Source organism: Caulobacter sp. P1_B12_2, assembly GCF_056406675.1.
The window spans coordinates 1-16069 of the sequence record NZ_JBFTZS010000047.1 but is presented as its reverse complement, the minus strand read 5'-3'; the positions used below and the strand labels follow the sequence as shown (position 1 = coordinate 16069).

The window sequence follows — 16069 nt, the reverse complement described above, 5'->3', positions numbered from 1 at the left end:
CCCTTGCGGCGTGTCCCCCAGTCCTGGCTCGGTGGATGCCGATGGGGACACGCCGCAAGGGCATGTCCCCGACCGCGGCCTAGAGCGGCGCGCAGACCTCTTCCAGCCAAGCCCGGATCTCCGGCTCCACCCGCGGTCCAATCTCCGTCACAACCCGCACGTGATAGGCGTCGAACTGCGCGATCTCCTCGGCCGACAGCAGGCTCTTGTCCACCAGTCGCCGATCGATAGGGGCCAGGGTCAGGGCCTGGAAACGGTGCATCGGGCGATCGCCCGTGCCGACGGCCTCGGCGGGCATGACGACCTCGAGGTTCTCGATGCGGATGCCGTATTCGCCGTCCTTGTAGTACCCCGGCTCGTTGGAGACGATCATGCCCGGCTGCAGGGCGATGGTGTTGGGGGCCTTGGAGATCCGCTGCGGGCCTTCGTGGACGCCCAGATAGACGCCGACGCCGTGGCCGGTGCCGTGATCGTAGTCCAGGCCGTGGCTCCAGAGCGAAGCGCGGGCGAACGCGTCGATGGCCGAGCCGGTTGTGCCGGCCGGAAAGCGCAGGCGGGCGATGGCCAGGTGGCCCTTCAGGACCAGGGTGTTGCGGGTGACCATCTCGGCGGTCGGCTCGCCGATGGCCACCGTGCGGGTGACGTCGGTGGTGCCGTCCAAGTACTGGCCGCCGCTGTCGACCAGCAGCAGCGAGCCCAGGGCGGCGCGTTCGTTGCTGCGCTCGGTCGGGCGATAGTGGGGCAGGGCGCCATGGCCGTTGGCCGCGCCGATGGTGTCGAAGCTGAGATCCTTCAGCACGCCGGTCGCCTCGCGGAAGGCCTCCAGCTTGGCCACGGCTTCCTTCTCGTCCGGCGGATTGATCTGGCCCTCGGTGGCCAGCCAATGGAGAAAGCGGGTCAGGGCCGCGCCGTCGCGCTTGTGGGCCTCGATGGTGCCGGCGATCTCGACGGCGTTCTTGCAGGCGCGGGGCAGGGTGCAAGGGTCCATGGCGCGGACCACCGAAGCGCCGGCGGCGACCAGGCTGTCGAAGTACCAGGCCGAAGACTGCGCCGGATCGACCAGCACCGCTTGCCCGGCCAACTCGCCCAGGGCGGCGTCCAGGGCTTCGGGGCCTTCCAGCGAGACCTGGTTGCCCAGCCATGCGGGCAGTTCATCGGTGACCTTGGCCGGATCCAGGAACAACCGGGCCGTGCCGTCGGCGCGCAGCACCGCCTGCGACAGCGGCAGGGGCGAGCGGATGACGTCGCCGCCGCGGATGTTGAACAGCCAGGCGATCGAGGCCGGGGCGGTGATCACCGTCGCGTCGGCGCCCAGGGCGGCGACGGCCGAGCCGACGCGGGCGCGTTTGGAGGCCGACTCCTCGCCGGCGTACTTCACCGCTTGCGGAACGACCGGAGCGGCGGGCTGGGCGGGACGCTCGGCGCCCCAGGCCTCGTCGATCGGGTTGACGGCCACGGGCTTCAAAGCCGCGCCGGCCTTGGCGGCGGCGGCCTTCAGGCCGTCCAGGGCCTGAGGACTGTGCAGGCGGGCGTCGTAGCCGATCACCGCGCCCTTGGAGGCGGTTTCCAGATAGGCGGGCACGCCCCCTTCGACGAGGTCGCGGATCTCGAACACGCCCTGATCGACCTGGTCGCGCACCTGCAGGGTGTAGCGGCCGTCGACGAACACGGCGGCGCGGTCCGTCAGGATCACCCCGGCCCCTGCCGAGCCGGTGAAGCCGCTGGCCCAGGCCAGGCGGTCGTTGGCGGCCGGCAGATATTCGTTCTGGTGCTCGTCCTCGTGCGGCACGAGGAAGCCGTCCAGGCCCTGTCGCGCCATGGCGGCGCGGATCAGGGGAACGTGGCGGGGGCCGAAGCCCGGATCGGTGGACTCATCGAAGGTCTGGCGCATGACCAACGATGTAATCCGCCCCCGCCGCAGTGGGAAGAGGGGCTTAGTTCACCGGTTGCGGCTGTTGGGCCGGAGCCGGGTTGATGTTGGGGTCGGCCGACGGCGCGATGGTGTCGTCGCGCGAGGCGGCGGCGGTCGCGGCGGCGTCGTGCGCGGCATTGGCGGCATTGGCGGCCGTGCTCTCGGTCGAACGACGGGCGCTGTCGGCGGCGGCGGTGGCGTCGCGGGCGGCCTGCTGGGCGACGATCGTGGCCTGGGCGGCCCCGGTCTGGGCGCTTTCGAGGTTTCCGGCGACGCGGCCCTGTTCCTGAGCCTGGGCGATCTGGTCCTGGCTGGGGGTGCGGGCCCCGACGGTCAGCATGAAGACGATGGCGACCACGGCCACGATGGCGACGGCTCCGGCCACGAACCAGCCGGTGGCGCCGCCCTCGCGACGAACGTGGACCACCCGTTCGGGCGGCGGGCCTTGGGGATCGACATAGGTCATGACGTTGCWCCTGGCGCGAGAGTGTCCCGGCAGGAGAAACGAGATGAAGCCCAAGGGTGTTCCGCTTTTCTTGAAACCCTCTCCCAAGGGAGAGGGTGAGTTCAAGACTACGGCCGCTGCAGCACCAGCGCCGCCCAGGCGTCGCGGTGGATGCGGTTGACCACCTTGAAGCCGCGCGAGATGTAGGCGGCCTTGACCATCCGTTCCTGGGTGCGCAGCAGGCCCGACAGGATCACCGTGCCGCCGGGGACCAGGGCGTTCTTGATGTCCTGGSCCAGGCTGACCAGCGGGCGGGCCAGGATGTTGGCGAACACCAGATCGTAGGGGGCGTTGTCGGTCACCAGGCGGTTGCTCAGGCCCGAGGCGTGGACGAACCGGGCGTTGGCGCGGTTGACCTTGGCGTTCTCCTTGGAGATCCGGACGCTGGGCTTGTCGATGTCGGTTCCGACCGCGATCTTCGAGCCCGTGCGGGCGGCGGCGATGGCTAGCAGGCCGGTGCCGGCGCCGACGTCCAGAACCTTGTTGAACTTGCGGGCCCTGATAAGCTTGTCGTAGGCCATCAGGCAGCCGACGGTCGTGCCGTGGTGGCCGGTGCCAAAGGCCGCGCCGGCCTCGATGCGCAGGTTGACGGTGCTGGCCGGCAGGCGGCCGCGATCGTGCATGCCGTAGACGAAGAAGCGGCCGGCGCGCACCGGCGGCAGACCCGAAAGCGCCATGGCCAGCCAGTCGGCGTCGGCCAATTGCTCGCGCACCACCTTCAGCGGATAGCCGGCCAGCACTTCGAGCAGGCCCGCGTCTTCCTCGTCGTTGGTCGGGAAGGCGTCGATGCGCCACAGGCCCTTGTCCTCGTCCTCTTCCAGGATCGAGTAGGTCGCCCCTTCGAGGCCGGGGTGGTTGTCGATGGCGTCGGCGGCGGCTTCGGCGTCGGCGCGCGCGCCGCGGGCGACGATCTGCTGGGGCGTGTAGTCGGTCATGCCGCTCCAGTAGCCGCCTAAGCGGCGAAAGGCGAGACCGCGCGCTTGCCAAATGTGGGGGCGGGGCGCTGTCCGAAGGTCGCGGGACGGGCGGTCGAACGGGCCACCGCGACCGGAACCCGGCCCGGCGCGGGTGCCTGGATCTCGAACATCGGCCCGGCGGGCGCCAAGCTCCAGGTCAGGGGTGGCGGGGCGAACAGCGGGCGGCGGACCGCCTTTTCAGCTGGCGCGCTTCGAGCCCAGACCGGTCCCAGCAGGCGCGTCACCGCCGCGCAGGCCAGGGCCCAGGCGATGCCGTTGCGCTCCAGGATGAAGCTTTCCGAGAAGGTGGTCATCAGGAAGATGGCCAGGAACAGGGTCGCCCAATAGCCGTCCTGCACCGCGCGGTGGCGGAACAGCGCGACCAGCAGCGAGCCGCCCAGCACCAGGGCGCACAGGCCCACGCCGATCCAACCCAGCTGGGCGAGGATGTCGAGCCAGCCGTTATGGGCGGTGGGCACCAGCCAGCCGGTCTCCTTGCGGATCCATTGGGCCGGATGGGATTCCAGCGTCCAGAACACCGCGTAGCCGTAGCCGGTCAGCGGATGCTTGGCCGACTGGCGCAGCAGGGCGGCCCAGATGTCGGTGCGGCCGGTCAGGGTGGGGTCCTTGCCCAGGGCCTTGAAGACCAGCTCGGGCGCCAGCCACAGGACCATGACCGTGACGCCGATGGCGGTGACGCCCAGCCAGATCACGATCACCGCCGTGGCCGGTCCGCGTCGCATGGCCGCCAGCAGCATCGAGCCGCCCAGGCCCATCATCAGCACGACCAGCGAGGTCTTGGACTTGGTCATCACGATCAGCGCCGCGCATAGCAGGATCGTCACGACCATCTGCTTGCGCCGAGCCGAGCCGGCCAGGATCGCGGCCATGGCGGCCAACGCGCCGTAGACCATCATCGCGCCCATCTGGTTCTTCTCGTACCAGAGGCCGCGCCAGTCGCCGGCGTTGACGTCGTGATGGACGCCCATCTTGGGATAGGCCACCGCGGCCAGCCCGCCGCCGATCGCCAGGAACAGGAAGGTGGTGGCGATGATCTCGGCCATTCGCCGTCCGTCGAAACTGGACGCGAAATAGAGGCCGAACAGGGTGGTGAAGGCCGCCGCCAAGGCGCGGCGGTTGGTGGTGCCGGGGTCCAGCGACCACGAGGCCGAGGCGAACACCCAGAAGATCAGCAGGCTGAGCATGACGGCCGGAAACCAGAACCGCATCATGCGCGGGGCGCGCCAGGCGGCCAGGCCCAGGATCAGGGCGTAGACCGGCAGCCACATCAGCCGCAGCACGGGAATGTTCTCGCCGCCGGCCTGCAGCGGATCCAGCAGCGGGCCGATGAAGGCGTTGGACAACATGAACAGCACGAAGCCGCAGGCCAGGGCTTCCAGCTTGCGCCAGAGGTCGGGCCGTTCATCGGGCTGCTGTTGTGCGTCGATCATTCCAGTCCTCGCCTGTGGCGCGAAATGAAACACGCGCCAGGGGTTGGACCGGTTGGCTGCAAGGCCGGGGCCGGATTTCGCCTAGTAGGCGGCGGCCATCGCCAGGGTGGAGGGCGCGCTGGACGCGTCGGGGGCGTCCGGGGCGTCTACCGCCTGGGGCGGCTGGGGCGCACGCGGCGCGTCTTCCGGCAGGCGGACGTTCAGGATGTCGCCGCCGGTCGAGGGCCAGGTCCTTTCCGCCGTCTCGATCGGTCTGGCGGGCTGGGCCTGGGGCGTCGGCTCGGTCCAGGACGTCGGCACGTATTCAGGAACGTCGTATGAGGCCACGACCACCGGAGGCTGCTCCGGCTGTTGGGCGCGCAGGAAGTCGCTGCCGATCACGTAGTCGGGAACCTTGCCCGTGGGCCAGGCGATGGGCTCGGCCTGAGCGTAGGCGGTCTGGGGCGCGAAGCCGGTATCGACGTCCGGCGCGGTCTGGGAGCCGGTCTTCAGGATCAGCCCGCCCGTCAGCCCGACGGTCAGGGCGACGGCGGCGCCGATCAGCGCGGTGCGATGGGGAAGGAGATCCGAGGCGTCCATGAGAGCAAAGCGCGCTGGACGGAAAAACGTTCGATCCCGATCGCACGAACCTGCCTCGACACGGGCAGGCGCCGAAACCGGCCTCCACTTTCGGTCGCCACGCTCTACGCTGGCGACTCGCCGCCAGGGGATTCCGCCATGTCTCGCCGTCACATGCTCCGCGACCGCGCCTCGGGCGGCCATGCGCGGGTCACCTATGTCGAGCTGTTCTTCGACCTGGTCTTCGTGTTCGCGATCACCCAGCTGTCGCACGGCCTGATGGAGCATCCGACGCTGCTGGGCGTGGTCGAGACCGGCCTGCTGCTGATGGCCGTCTGGTGGGCGTGGATCTTCACGGCCTGGGTGACCAACTGGCTGGACCCCGAGCGGGCGCCGGTGCGGATCATGCTGTTCGTGGTGATGGTGGTGGGCATGGTCCTAACCATGTCGATCCCCAAGGCGTTCGGCGAGCGCGGCCTGATCTTCGCCCTGGCCTTCGTGGCGATCCAGCTGGGCCGCAGCGTGTTCACGGCCTGGGCGATGCGGGACCATCCCTTCCAGAGCCGCAACTTCATCCGGATCTCCGCCTGGTTCGCGGCCTCGGGCGTGCTGTGGATCGCCGGCGGCCTGGCCGAGGGCGGCGTGCGCCTGGCGTTCTGGGGCGGGGCCATCGCCCTGGAATACATCTCGCCGGCGCTGGGGTTCTGGACGCCCGGCATGGGCCGCGCCCGCGCCGAGGAGTGGGACGTCGAGGGCGGTCACCTGGCCGAGCGCTGCGCCCTGTTCACGATCATCGCCCTGGGCGAGTCGATCCTGGTCATGGGCGCGACCACGGCGGGCCTGGCCTGGACGCCGATGGTGATCGCCGCCTTCCTGGCCGCGTTCGCCGGCAGCCTGTCCATGTGGTGGATCTATTTCTCGGCCACGGCCGAGGCCGCCAGCGAGGCGATCAGCCACGCCAAGGATCCCGGCCGGGTGGCGCGGGTGGCCTATACCTACACCCACCTGTTGCCGATCGCCGGGATCATCGTCACGGCGGTGGCCGACGAATGGACCATCCACCATCCGCTGGGCCACACCGATCTGAAGACCGCCGCCGCCCTGATCGGCGGGCCGTTCCTGTTCCTGCTGGGCGGCCTGCTGTTCAAGCAGGCGGTGTTCCGCCGGTGGTCGCCGTCGCTGGGCGCGGGACTGCTGGCCCTGGCGGCGCTGGCGCCGATCAGTCCGATGCTCAGCCCGCTGGCGCTTTCGCTGGCCACGACTCTGGTCCTGGTGGGCGTGTCGGTATGGGAAAGCCTGGCTCGGAAGACCAGGGTTGGGTCCTAGACGGTCAGAGCCGCGTTGGTCGCCCGCACCAGGCCGTCGATGACGCCCGGCTCGGTCGAGGCGTGGCCCGCGTCCCAGACGATCTCGAACCGGGCTTCCGGCCAGGCCCGGTGCAGCGACCAGGCGCTGTCCAGCGGCGTGACCACGTCGAAGCGACCCTGGACGATCCAGGCCGGAATGTGCCGGATCTTGTCGATGTTCTTGAGGATCCAGCCGTCCTCCTCGAAGAACCCGCCGTTGGCGAAGAAGTGGCACTCGATCCGCGCGAAGGCGATCGCGAAGTCTTCTTCGTTGAACTTTGGCGGCCGGGCCTCCGGCCCTCGCAGCGAGATGGTGTCGCCTTCCCACTGGCTCCAGGCGCCGGCCGCCTCGGCCTGGACGCGGCGGTCGGGATGCGTCAGGCGCTTGTGATAGGCGGCCATCAGGTCGCCGCGCTCCTCGACCGGGATCGGCGCCAGGAACCGCTCCCAGGCGTCGGGGAACAGCATCGAGGCGCCGTCCTGGTAGAACCAGCGCAGCTCCTTCTGGGTCAGCAGGAAGATGCCGCGCAGCACCAGGCCTTCAACCCGGTCGGGGTGGGCGATGGCGTAGGCCAGGGCCAGGGTCGAGCCCCACGAGCCGCCGAACACCGTCCACTTCTCGATCCCCAGGTGCACGCGCAGCCGCTCGATGTCGGCGATCAGGCTCCAGGTGGTGTTGTCGTCGAGGCTGGCGTTGGGGCGCGAACGGCCGCAGCCGCGCTGGTCGAACAGGGCCATGCGCCATTTGGCGGGATCGAAGAACCGCCGCATCGTCGGGTTGACCGCGCCGCCCGGGCCGCCGTGCAGGATAACCGCCGGCTTGCCGCGCGGCGCCCCGCATTCCTCGTAGAAGATCTCATGCGGACCGTCGGTGCTGAGCCAGCCGAAGGAGAACGGCTCGATGTCGCGAAACAGGCCGCGACGACCGGTGGCGGACATGGGCGGGGCGGAAGCGTTGCGATCCATGCCGCAACCTAAACCCGTTTCGGGCCGCGAGGGAACGGCGGGAGGGCTTCATTTCCGTCGACCGGTCGCGTACCTGGGGCGCTCGCCCGGTTCGACGATCGTCAGGCCAAGCCTGGCGACCATCGCAACCCCAGCCGCTTTTCCGTATTCTCCCGAGTCATGAACAACCCTGAAGACCTCAGCGACGAAGAACTGCTCGACATGCTGACCCCGCGCCAGCTGGCCGAGCTGGATCGCGCAATCGCCGAGATGATGGGGCCTGAAGGCCTCGACAAGGTGATCTCGCTGCAGGTGATGGCCCAGGTCTACACCGTGCGCGCCACCGAGCGCGACGAGGTCTCGGCCTTGGCCATGCTGCAGATGGCGGCGGCGATGCGACGCCGGGCGGATATCCTGGCGGGCGACAGGGGCTAGTTCGGAAACCGCCGCCCCAGCCAATCGATCAGAATCGCGTTCACCTGCTCGGGCTTTTCCTGCTGGGTCCAGTGGCCGCTGCCCTCGACCAGCACCTTTTCCAGGTCGGAGATCTGCTCGCCCATCCGGTCGGCCAGGGACGGCGGCAGCACCACGTCGTGCTCGGCCATGATCATCAGGCAGGGGACCCCGTCGATCCGCGCCGGCAGGTGTTCGGCCCGCTCCCAGTTGCGCACGAAGTTGCGGTACCAGTTGATTCCGCCGGTGAAGCCGGTGCGCTGGAACGTCTCGACGAAGGTCTTCAGCTCCTCGGGCTCCAGAAGCTGGGCGGAAGTGTCGGCGACGTTGAAGCGGGCCAGGCCGTCCTGCAGGGCCAGGGAGCGCCCGCCGGTCTCGCCGCTGGTGAAGGCGGCCTGCACGCCGGTCGGCTTGCGCATGAAGTAGCGCATGGTCTTTTCGACATCGGCGGCCAGTTGGGCGTCGGCCACGCCGGGCTTCTGGAAGTGGACGATGTACATGTCGTCGCCGAACGCGTGGCGGAAGGCGGTGATGGGGTCGACCGGCAGGCGGGGCAGGAACGGGGTATTGACGCCCGCCACGCCGGCCACGCGGCCTGGATGCATCAGCGGCATCTGCCAGACGACCAGGCCGCCCCAGTCATGCCCGCAGAACACCGCTTTCTCGACGCCCAGATGATCCAACAGCCCGACCAGGTCGCCGGTCAGGTGGGCCATGTCGTAGTCCTCGACCGCTTCGGGGCGGTCGGTCAGGCCGTAGCCGCGCTGGTCCGGCACGATCACCCAGCGGCCGGCCGCCGCCAGCGCCGCGATCTGCCAGCGCCAGGAATACGAGAACTCGGGAAAGCCGTGGCACAGCACGATCGGCGTGCCGACCCGCGGTCCGGCCTCGTAATAGGCCATGCGGATCCCGTTGATCTGCGCGAACACGGGCTCGGGCATCGGCGGCGCAAGCTGGGTCATGGCGTTTCCTGCTTATTATTATCGTTGATTAGATTGCAGGCGCGCGTCGTGCCGGGCAAGGCCGCGATTCGCACCGTCAAGGACTTACCCCTACGGAAAACAAGCGTAAAAGCGCCACCATGACAGACAACGCACAGTCCACGCCCGCCGCCACGCCCTGGCGGCTCGTCTTGATACTGGGCGCCCTGACGGCCTTCGCGCCGATGTCGATCGACATGTACCTGTCGAGCATGCCGGACATCGGGCGCAGCCTGCACGCCGGGGCCGACGATGTTCAGGCCACGCTGGCGGCGTTCTTCGCCGGCATGGCGATCGGCCAGTTCCTGTACGGTCCGGCGTCGGACCGGTTCGGGCGCCGGCTTCCCCTGCTGCTGGGCATCGGCATCTATGTCGCCGCCTCGGTGGTCTGCGCCATGGCGCCGTCGATCCAGGTGCTGATCGGCGCCCGTTTCGTCCAGGCCCTTGGCGGCTGCGCGGGGGCGGTGATCGCCCGGGCGGTGGTGCGCGACAAGTTCAACCACGCCGACACGGCGAGGGTGCTGTCGCTGATGACCCTGATCATGGGCCTGGCGCCCGTGCTGGCCCCGCAGTTCGGCGGCGTGGTGCAGTTCTTCGCCGGCTGGCGCGGGGTGTTCTGGACGCTGGCGGTCTTCGGCCTGCTGATCGGCCTGTGGATCGCGTTGAGCCTGACGGAATCGCGGTCTGAAGCCACGGCGGTCCAGGCCCGTTCGGAGAACCCGTTCCGAGCCTATTTCGCCCTCCTGCGGCAAAAGCGGCTGGTCGGCTACGGCGTGGCCGGGGCCCTGAACGGCGCGACCCTGTTCACCTACATCTCGACCGCGCCGGACCTGATCATGGGGACCTACGGCCACTCGCCGCTGGTGTTCAACATCATCTTCGCCTTCAACGCCGTGGGCATCATCGGGGCCAGCCAGGTCAACCGTCTGCTGTTGCGTCGCGCCACGCCCGACCAGGTGCTGGTGCGCGCCAGCATCGCCTCGATCGCCGCCGCCTTCCTGCTGGTCGCCGCCGCCTACAGCGGCCTGGGCGGTCAGTTCACGGTCCTGCCGCTGCTGTTCGCGGCCCTGTCGAGCTACGGCCTGATGGCCGGCAACACCATGGCCGGAGCGTTGAGCGTCGATCCCAGCCGGGCGGGTTCGACCTCGGCCTTGATGGGCGGAGCTTCGTTCGCGGCGGGGGCCCTGGCGTCGTGGGTGGGCGGCCTGCTGCACGACGGCACGGCCAAGCCGGTGGCGGCGGTGATGTTCGCCTGTCTGGTGGGCTCGAGCCTGGCGATCTTCCTGCTGGCGGTCCCGAAGGACCAGCGCGGAAAGGCCGCGGCCTAGGCTTCGCGGTCCGCGATCGTTCCGGCGCGCCAGGCCAGCAGCAGCCAGCCGGCCAGGAAGCACAGGCCGCCGAACGGGGTGACCATGCCCAGGATGCGCGGCGCGCCGAACGCCAGGGCGTAGAGCGAACCGGAGAACAGCACGGTCCCGACCAGGAACAGGGCAGGGGTCGTCAGGCCGGTCTTGCCGCCGGCCTTCCGCACCGCCAGCCAACCGAACACCGCCAGGGCGTGGGTCAGCTGATACAGCGATCCGGTGTGCAGCAGCTCGACCGCCCGGGCGTCCTGGGCGCCGTGCGCGGCGAAGGCTCCGAAGGCGACGGCCAGGAAGCCGCTGAGGGCGGCCAGGCGGACGAAGAGCGCGGGGCCGCGCATCACTTGTGCTTGTTGTGAGCGGCCAGGTCCTTGGGGGTGATGTCCAGGAACGACGGCATGGCGGCGTTGTAGGCGTCGGTCTTGTTGAGGTCGATGACCACGCTGCGGTGGCCTTCCCAGATCATGTGCGCGGCGACGTACAGCACGATGGCCAGGCCGATGAAGCCGATCCAGCGGTGCTTGTGCAGCAGGTTGGCGATGGCGGTGGCGGCCAGGCCCATCAGGACGATCGACAGCAACAGGCCGAACACCAGGATGGCCGGGTGCTCGCGGGCCGCGCCGGCCACGGCCAGCACGTTGTCCAGCGACATCGAGACGTCGGCGATCAGCACCTGCAGGAAGGCCTGCTTGAAGGACTTAGCCGGCTTTACGCGGGGCTCGGTGGCCGGATTGTTGTCCAGGATGGCGCGGGCGTCTTCCTGGTCGTGGGTGATCTGCTCGCGCAGCTCGCGCCACATCTTCCAGCAGACCCACAGCAGCAGGATGCCGCCGGCCAGCAGCAGGCCGATCACGCCCAGCAGCCAGGTAGTGATCAGGGCAAAGCTGATGCGCAGCACCACGGCCGCGCCCAGTCCGTAGAGGATGACCTTCTTGCGGTCCTGGGCCGGCAGGCCGCCGGCCGCCAGGCCCACGGCCACCGCATTGTCGCCCGCGAGGACGAGGTCGATCATCAGRACGGAAAGAAAGGCCGCGAACGGACCGTTCAGTCCGCCCACCTGGGCGAGGAGCGCGTCAAACATGAGGCCTCAATGCGTCAGGCGGGCGGGTCTGGCAAGCGTCCCCTAGTGGGCGTGCTCGACTTCCTTGTGAGTGTCGTGCGCATGGCCATGACCGTGGGCGTCGTGGTGGGCCTCGGCGTGGCCGTGATCCTCGTGGCCATGACCGTGATCGTCGTGTCCATGATCGCCGTGCCCATGGTCGGCATGGTGGTCGGCGGCATGGTCGTGTCCGCTGACCGCCAGGGCCTCGGTCCCCGCCGTCGGGGCCACATGGTGGTCGTCGTGGCCGTGAGCGTGGCCGTGATCGTCGTGTCCATGATCGTGAGCCGGGGCCTCGGCGTGGCCGTGGTCGTCATGGCCGTGGCCATGAGCGTCGTGGCCATGGTCGTCATGATGGTTGACCGCATTGGCCACCACCGCGCCGGCCAGGGCGCCGCCGGCGGCCGCGACCATCGGGTTGACGTAGTTGACCTCGGCGGACTTCGGCGCGTCGAACTCCATCTCGTTGCGGCCGTAGTCGGTCAGGGTGCGGAACTTGCGGCGGCGTTCGGCCCGGGCCTTGGAGGCCGAGGCGTTGCGCGAGATCGCCACCAGGATCAGCAGGGCCAGCAGCACCAGCCCGCCGCCCAGCAGCGACTTGCCCGGCACCTTGCCGACGCCCGGCAAGTCGATGGTCTCGTAGCGGCCCAGGCTCGGGATGGCGAAGCCGCCCAGCTTGGGCATGGCGAACTTGAAGCCCTTGGTCTTTTCCTTCACCGCGTCCTGGATCGGAGCGACCTGCTTGGCGATCGAGCCCAGGGTGAAGCCTTGGGCCGGCTTGGTTCCGTTCAGCTCGACGCCGAAATCGGTCTTCAGCGGGCCCTTGGCGGCCGGGGTCGGCTTGACCTGCCAGGCGAAGGTGGCCGGCTCGCCGGCCTTGACCACGGCGGTCTGGCGACCGTTGGGCGTGATCTCGTAGCCCTGGCCCTGCAGATCGGCGTAGGCGCTGGTCTTCTTGGCCGCCTTGGTCAGACCCAGCTTGGCGGCTTCCTTCTTGATCAGGTCGCCCAGGGTGGCGGGCAGGGACAGGGTGACCTGACCCTCCTTGCCTTGAGTCAGGCTTTCGGCCGTGGCCAGGGTCGCGCCTTTGGTGGCTTCCGGCGCGACAGCGGCTTGCAACTTCTCGAGCTTGGTCAGCGGCTTGGCCGGGACGGGCTTGGCGGCGGCGACGACCGGCGCGACGATCGGGGCCTTGGCCGGAGCGACGGCGGGCTTGGCGGCGACGATCGGCTTCACCGGGGCCGGAGCGGGCGCGACGGCGACCGGCTTCGGCGCGGGCTTGGCGACGGGCGCCGGCTTGGCGGCCGCGTGAACGACCGGAGCGGGCGCGGCGTGGGCCCGGCGGACCGGGGCCGCGACAGCGCGCGGCGCGTAGCGCGCCGGCCGATGCGTCGTCGTGGGATTGGCGATCGGCGCCATGGCCGTGACCAAGGTGCCGTCAGGCCGGCGCCAGGTCTTCAGATTCGGGTTGGGGCTGACGACGGGCCCGGGCTCGGGCGTCGGAGCGGCGGCGGACGCCGGTCCGCCCAGCAGGCCGTCGGCGGGCGTGCCCTGAGCGGCGGGCGGCGCGCCCATCAGCTCGGGCGTCTGAGTGGCGCCATAGCCCGGCGCGGTCGTGGCGGGCGGGGCCTCGACGGGCTCCCGCGCGCCGCAACCGGCGATGACCAATACGCTGACCGCACAGCCGGCCAAAGCCGCCAAACGGATCCTGTTATGCAACATCGGGTCCCCCGATCCCATGTTCGAACTCTCCGCTAAGCGTCGCCTTGCGGTCTCAAGCTTGAGAGAACCACGTCATCGCGACGAAATCAAAACGGTTAAGAGAGATTCACGAACTGGTTTCATCCCTGGGGCGAAATTTCGACGCTTCATAGAGCGCCACCGCCGCCGCGGCGGACACATTCAGGCTCTCAAAGCCCCCAGGCATGGCAATTTTGCCCATCGCGTCGCAGTGCTCGGCGACCAGGCGGCGGACGCCTTCGCCTTCCGAGCCCAGAACCAGGACCGTGGGACGATCGTCCAGCACCTTGTCGAGGGTCTGCTCGGCCTCGCCGGCCAGACCCACGGCCCGCCAGCCCAGGTCGGCCAGCTCCTCCAGGGCCCGAGAAAGATTGACCACGCGCGCGTAGGGGATCTTGTCCACCGCGCCGACAGCGGTCTTGGCCAGCACGCCGGTCAGGGCCGGGGCGTGGCGATCCTGAAGAATCACCCCCTTGGCCCCGAAGGCGGCGGCCGAGCGGAAGATCGCCCCGATGTTCTGCGGATCGGTGATCTGGTCCAGCACCACCAGCAGGCCCTGGGCCGGCGTTCCCAGGTCGTGGACACTCAGGGTTTCGGGCTCGTCGATCTTCAGGGCGATGCCCTGGTGCACGGCCCCGGCGGGCAGCTGGCGGGCGATGTCGGCGCCCTCCATGATCTGCAGGTAGGGGGCGCTGCTCAGATTCGGCGCGAGTCGCTTGGCGCGATCCGGGGTGGCCAGAAGACGTTTCGGAACGGGTCTGGCGGGGTTGGAAAGCGCCGCCTCGACGGCGTGAGTCCCCCAGATCCAGTCCTTGGCGTCGCCCTGGCCCTTGGAAAACTTGTTGTTTTCCCGAGGCTTGGAACGAAAATCACGGCCGGGCGAAGAAGGCTTTTTCCGGTCGTTGCGTTCGGAATGAGAGGACACTATAAGACGCGCTCCGATTTGGGGCCCTGAGGGTTTCCGAGAGCCAGGGCGGCGCTGCTTTAGCACCGTCTCACAGGTCTCGAGGAAGCTTTTGTTCCTTTTTCGTGACGGGCGGTCCGCCGCCGGTTTCGAGGATGGAAAGGCCGCTTTGAAGGAACTCTGTCGCGCGCTGGGGGAATGTCCCGAGTGGCAAAGGGGGGGGACTGTAAATCCCCTGGCGTACGCCTTCGCAGGTTCGAGTCCTGCTTCCCCCACCACGCGCGACGAGAGCTCCAACGAGGCTTGGTCCCAAAGCCAGAGACCGGGAGCCGACGCGACCCCGCTAGCTAGGCGGGTATAGCACAGTGGTAGTGCAGCAGCCTTCCAAGCTGAGGATGCGGGTTCGATTCCCGCTACCCGCTCCAGCTCCCCCTATGAAATGACCCTGAAACAAGCCCGCCGGCGCGAAGGTAGAGACGATGGCCAAGGAAAAGTTCGAACGTAACAAGCCGCACTGCAACATCGGCACGATTGGTCACGTTGACCACGGCAAGACGACGTTGACGGCTGCGATCACCATCATCCTGGCGAAGTCCGGTGGTGCGACCGCGAAGAACTACGCCGACATCGACGCCGCGCCGGAAGAAAAGGCCCGCGGCATCACGATCAACACCGCGCACGTGGAATATGAGACGGCCAACCGTCACTACGCCCACGTCGACTGCCCCGGCCACGCCGACTACGTGAAGAACATGATCACGGGCGCGGCGCAGATGGACGGCGCGATCCTGGTGGTTTCGGCCGCCGACGGCCCGATGCCSCAGACCCGCGAGCACATCCTGCTGGCCCGTCAGGTCGGCGTGCCGGCCCTGGTCGTCTACATGAACAAGGTCGACCTGGTCGACGACGAAGAGCTGCTCGAGCTGGTCGAGATGGAAGTGCGCGAGCTGCTGTCGTCGTACGACTTCCCGGGCGACGACATTCCGATCACCAAGGGTTCGGCCAAGGTCGCCATCGACGGCGGCAACCCGGTCGTGGGCGAGCAGTCGATCCTGGCGCTGATGCAGACGGTCGACGACTACATCCCGCAGCCGGCCCGTCCGCTGGACCTGCCGTTCCTGATGCCGGTCGAAGACGTGTTCTCGATCTCGGGCCGCGGCACCGTGGTCACGGGYCGGATCGAAAAGGGCATCGTCAAGGTCGGTGAGGAAGTCGAGATCGTCGGCATCCGCGCKGTCCAGAAGACGACCTGCACCGGCGTCGAAATGTTCCGCAAGCTGCTGGACCAAGGTCAAGCCGGCGACAACGTGGGCGTGCTGCTGCGCGGCACCAAGCGCGAAGACGTCGAGCGCGGCCAAGTGCTGTGCAAGCCGGGTTCGATCACCCCGCACACCAAGTTCGTGGCCGAGGCCTACATCCTGAATCATCAAGCTGCGCGAAGGCGTGGAAATGATCATGCCGGGCGACAACGCCGAGCTGGACGTCGAGCTGATCACCCCGATCGCCATGGACCAAGGCCTGCGCTTCGCCATCCGCGAAGGCGGCCGCACGGTCGGCGCCGGCGTCGTGGCCAAGATCGTCGAGTAGTCGATCGATCTCAGCTGCTGCTGATCCAAGCGAAGGCCCCGGAGAGCAATCTCCGGGGCCTTTTGCTTTGATCCTCCCCGTGTGGGGGAGGTGTCGGCGAAGCCGACGGAGGGGAGTGATCCCGCAACTTCGATCCCAACCCTCCCCCCCACCGATCGCTGCGCGATCGCCTGCCCCAGAGGGGGAGGGTCTATTTAGCCTCCGCCCTCGGCGCGGTCCGATCCCGACCGCCCTGGTGCAGCACCAGCGCCGAGGCCGGGGCCTCGCCCGCC

14 protein-coding genes, 2 tRNA genes and 1 pseudogene are annotated in these 16069 nt (G+C 68.9%); 6 read left to right on the top strand and 11 right to left on the bottom strand.

Annotated features, from left to right (window positions below; all coding sequences use genetic code 11):
- Window positions 1-79: 79 nt before the first annotated feature.
- The 5 genes from AC1DZ6_RS04975 to AC1DZ6_RS04955 form a co-directional block, all read right to left on the bottom strand.
- Complete coding sequence (locus tag AC1DZ6_RS04975) at window positions 80-1891, bottom strand: aminopeptidase P family protein (RefSeq protein WP_477096082.1); 1812 nt, start codon at window positions 1889-1891, stop codon at window positions 80-82.
- Between the two features lie 43 nt (window positions 1892-1934).
- Entirely contained in the window at window positions 1935-2378 is a 444-nt protein-coding gene (locus AC1DZ6_RS04970) for a hypothetical protein (RefSeq protein ID WP_477096081.1), read from the bottom strand.
- A 107-nt stretch (window positions 2379-2485) separates the two neighbouring features.
- Window positions 2486-3352 (bottom strand): 50S ribosomal protein L11 methyltransferase, encoded by an 867-nt coding sequence (locus tag AC1DZ6_RS04965; RefSeq protein ID WP_477096080.1) that lies wholly within the window; start codon window positions 3350-3352, stop codon window positions 2486-2488.
- 17 nt (window positions 3353-3369) lie between these two features.
- Window positions 3370-4824, bottom strand: coding sequence for an O-antigen ligase family protein (locus tag AC1DZ6_RS04960; RefSeq protein WP_477096079.1), 1455 nt, complete (start codon window positions 4822-4824; stop codon window positions 3370-3372).
- A gap of 81 nt (window positions 4825-4905) precedes the next feature.
- Entirely contained in the window at window positions 4906-5403 is a 498-nt protein-coding gene (locus AC1DZ6_RS04955) for a hypothetical protein (protein WP_477096078.1), read from the bottom strand.
- A gap of 138 nt (window positions 5404-5541) precedes the next feature.
- On the opposite strand from AC1DZ6_RS04955, the gene AC1DZ6_RS04950 reads away from it, so the two are divergent.
- Window positions 5542-6708: a low temperature requirement protein A gene (locus AC1DZ6_RS04950; protein WP_477096077.1), complete on the top strand. Its 1167-nt coding sequence runs from the start codon at window positions 5542-5544 to the stop codon at window positions 6706-6708.
- Here the strand turns inward: AC1DZ6_RS04950 and pip are convergent.
- Window positions 6705-7694, bottom strand: coding sequence for a prolyl aminopeptidase (gene pip / locus AC1DZ6_RS04945; RefSeq protein WP_477096076.1), 990 nt, complete (start codon window positions 7692-7694; stop codon window positions 6705-6707). The two genes, AC1DZ6_RS04950 and pip, sit on opposite strands and share 4 nt — an antisense overlap.
- 159 nt (window positions 7695-7853) lie before the next feature.
- On the opposite strand from pip, the gene AC1DZ6_RS04940 reads away from it, so the two are divergent.
- Window positions 7854-8108, top strand: a complete 255-nt coding sequence (locus tag AC1DZ6_RS04940) for a low temperature requirement protein A (protein WP_477096075.1) — start codon at window positions 7854-7856, stop codon at window positions 8106-8108.
- Here AC1DZ6_RS04940 and AC1DZ6_RS04935 read toward each other — a convergent pair.
- Window positions 8105-9088: an alpha/beta fold hydrolase gene (locus tag AC1DZ6_RS04935; protein WP_477096074.1), complete on the bottom strand. Its 984-nt coding sequence runs from the start codon at window positions 9086-9088 to the stop codon at window positions 8105-8107. The genes AC1DZ6_RS04940 and AC1DZ6_RS04935 overlap by 4 nt on opposite strands.
- Before the next feature lie 119 nt (window positions 9089-9207).
- Here AC1DZ6_RS04935 and AC1DZ6_RS04930 point away from each other — a divergent pair, with 119 nt between their 5' ends.
- Window positions 9208-10434 (top strand): multidrug effflux MFS transporter, encoded by a 1227-nt coding sequence (locus AC1DZ6_RS04930; RefSeq protein WP_477096073.1) that lies wholly within the window; start codon window positions 9208-9210, stop codon window positions 10432-10434.
- On the opposite strand, the gene AC1DZ6_RS04925 is transcribed toward AC1DZ6_RS04930, so the two are convergent.
- From AC1DZ6_RS04925 to rlmB, 4 genes are all read right to left on the bottom strand, one after another.
- Window positions 10431-10808 (bottom strand): DUF423 domain-containing protein, encoded by a 378-nt coding sequence (locus tag AC1DZ6_RS04925; RefSeq protein ID WP_477096072.1) that lies wholly within the window; start codon window positions 10806-10808, stop codon window positions 10431-10433. The two genes, AC1DZ6_RS04930 and AC1DZ6_RS04925, sit on opposite strands and share 4 nt — an antisense overlap.
- A complete protein-coding gene (locus AC1DZ6_RS04920) occupies window positions 10808-11548 on the bottom strand; it encodes a TerC family protein (protein WP_477096071.1) in 741 nt (246 codons plus the stop codon). The genes AC1DZ6_RS04925 and AC1DZ6_RS04920 overlap by 1 nt, the downstream gene beginning before the upstream one ends.
- A 42-nt stretch (window positions 11549-11590) precedes the next feature.
- Window positions 11591-13288 carry a stalk-specific protein StpX gene (gene stpX, locus AC1DZ6_RS04915; protein WP_477096070.1) on the bottom strand — a complete coding sequence of 566 codons (1698 nt, stop codon included), beginning with the start codon at window positions 13286-13288 and terminating at the stop codon, window positions 11591-11593.
- A 106-nt stretch (window positions 13289-13394) separates the two neighbouring features.
- Window positions 13395-14231, bottom strand: a complete 837-nt coding sequence (rlmB, locus tag AC1DZ6_RS04910; protein ID WP_477096069.1) for a 23S rRNA (guanosine(2251)-2'-O)-methyltransferase RlmB — start codon at window positions 14229-14231, stop codon at window positions 13395-13397.
- A gap of 171 nt (window positions 14232-14402) precedes the next feature.
- On the opposite strand from rlmB, the gene AC1DZ6_RS04905 reads away from it, so the two are divergent.
- From AC1DZ6_RS04905 to tuf, 3 genes and pseudogenes are all read left to right on the top strand, one after another.
- Window positions 14403-14488 (top strand) — tRNA-Tyr (locus AC1DZ6_RS04905).
- A gap of 73 nt (window positions 14489-14561) precedes the next feature.
- Window positions 14562-14635 (top strand) — tRNA-Gly (locus AC1DZ6_RS04900).
- A gap of 54 nt (window positions 14636-14689) precedes the next feature.
- Window positions 14690-15797 (top strand): annotated as a pseudogene (gene tuf / locus AC1DZ6_RS04895) (elongation factor Tu).
- Window positions 15798-16069 lie beyond the last annotated feature (272 nt).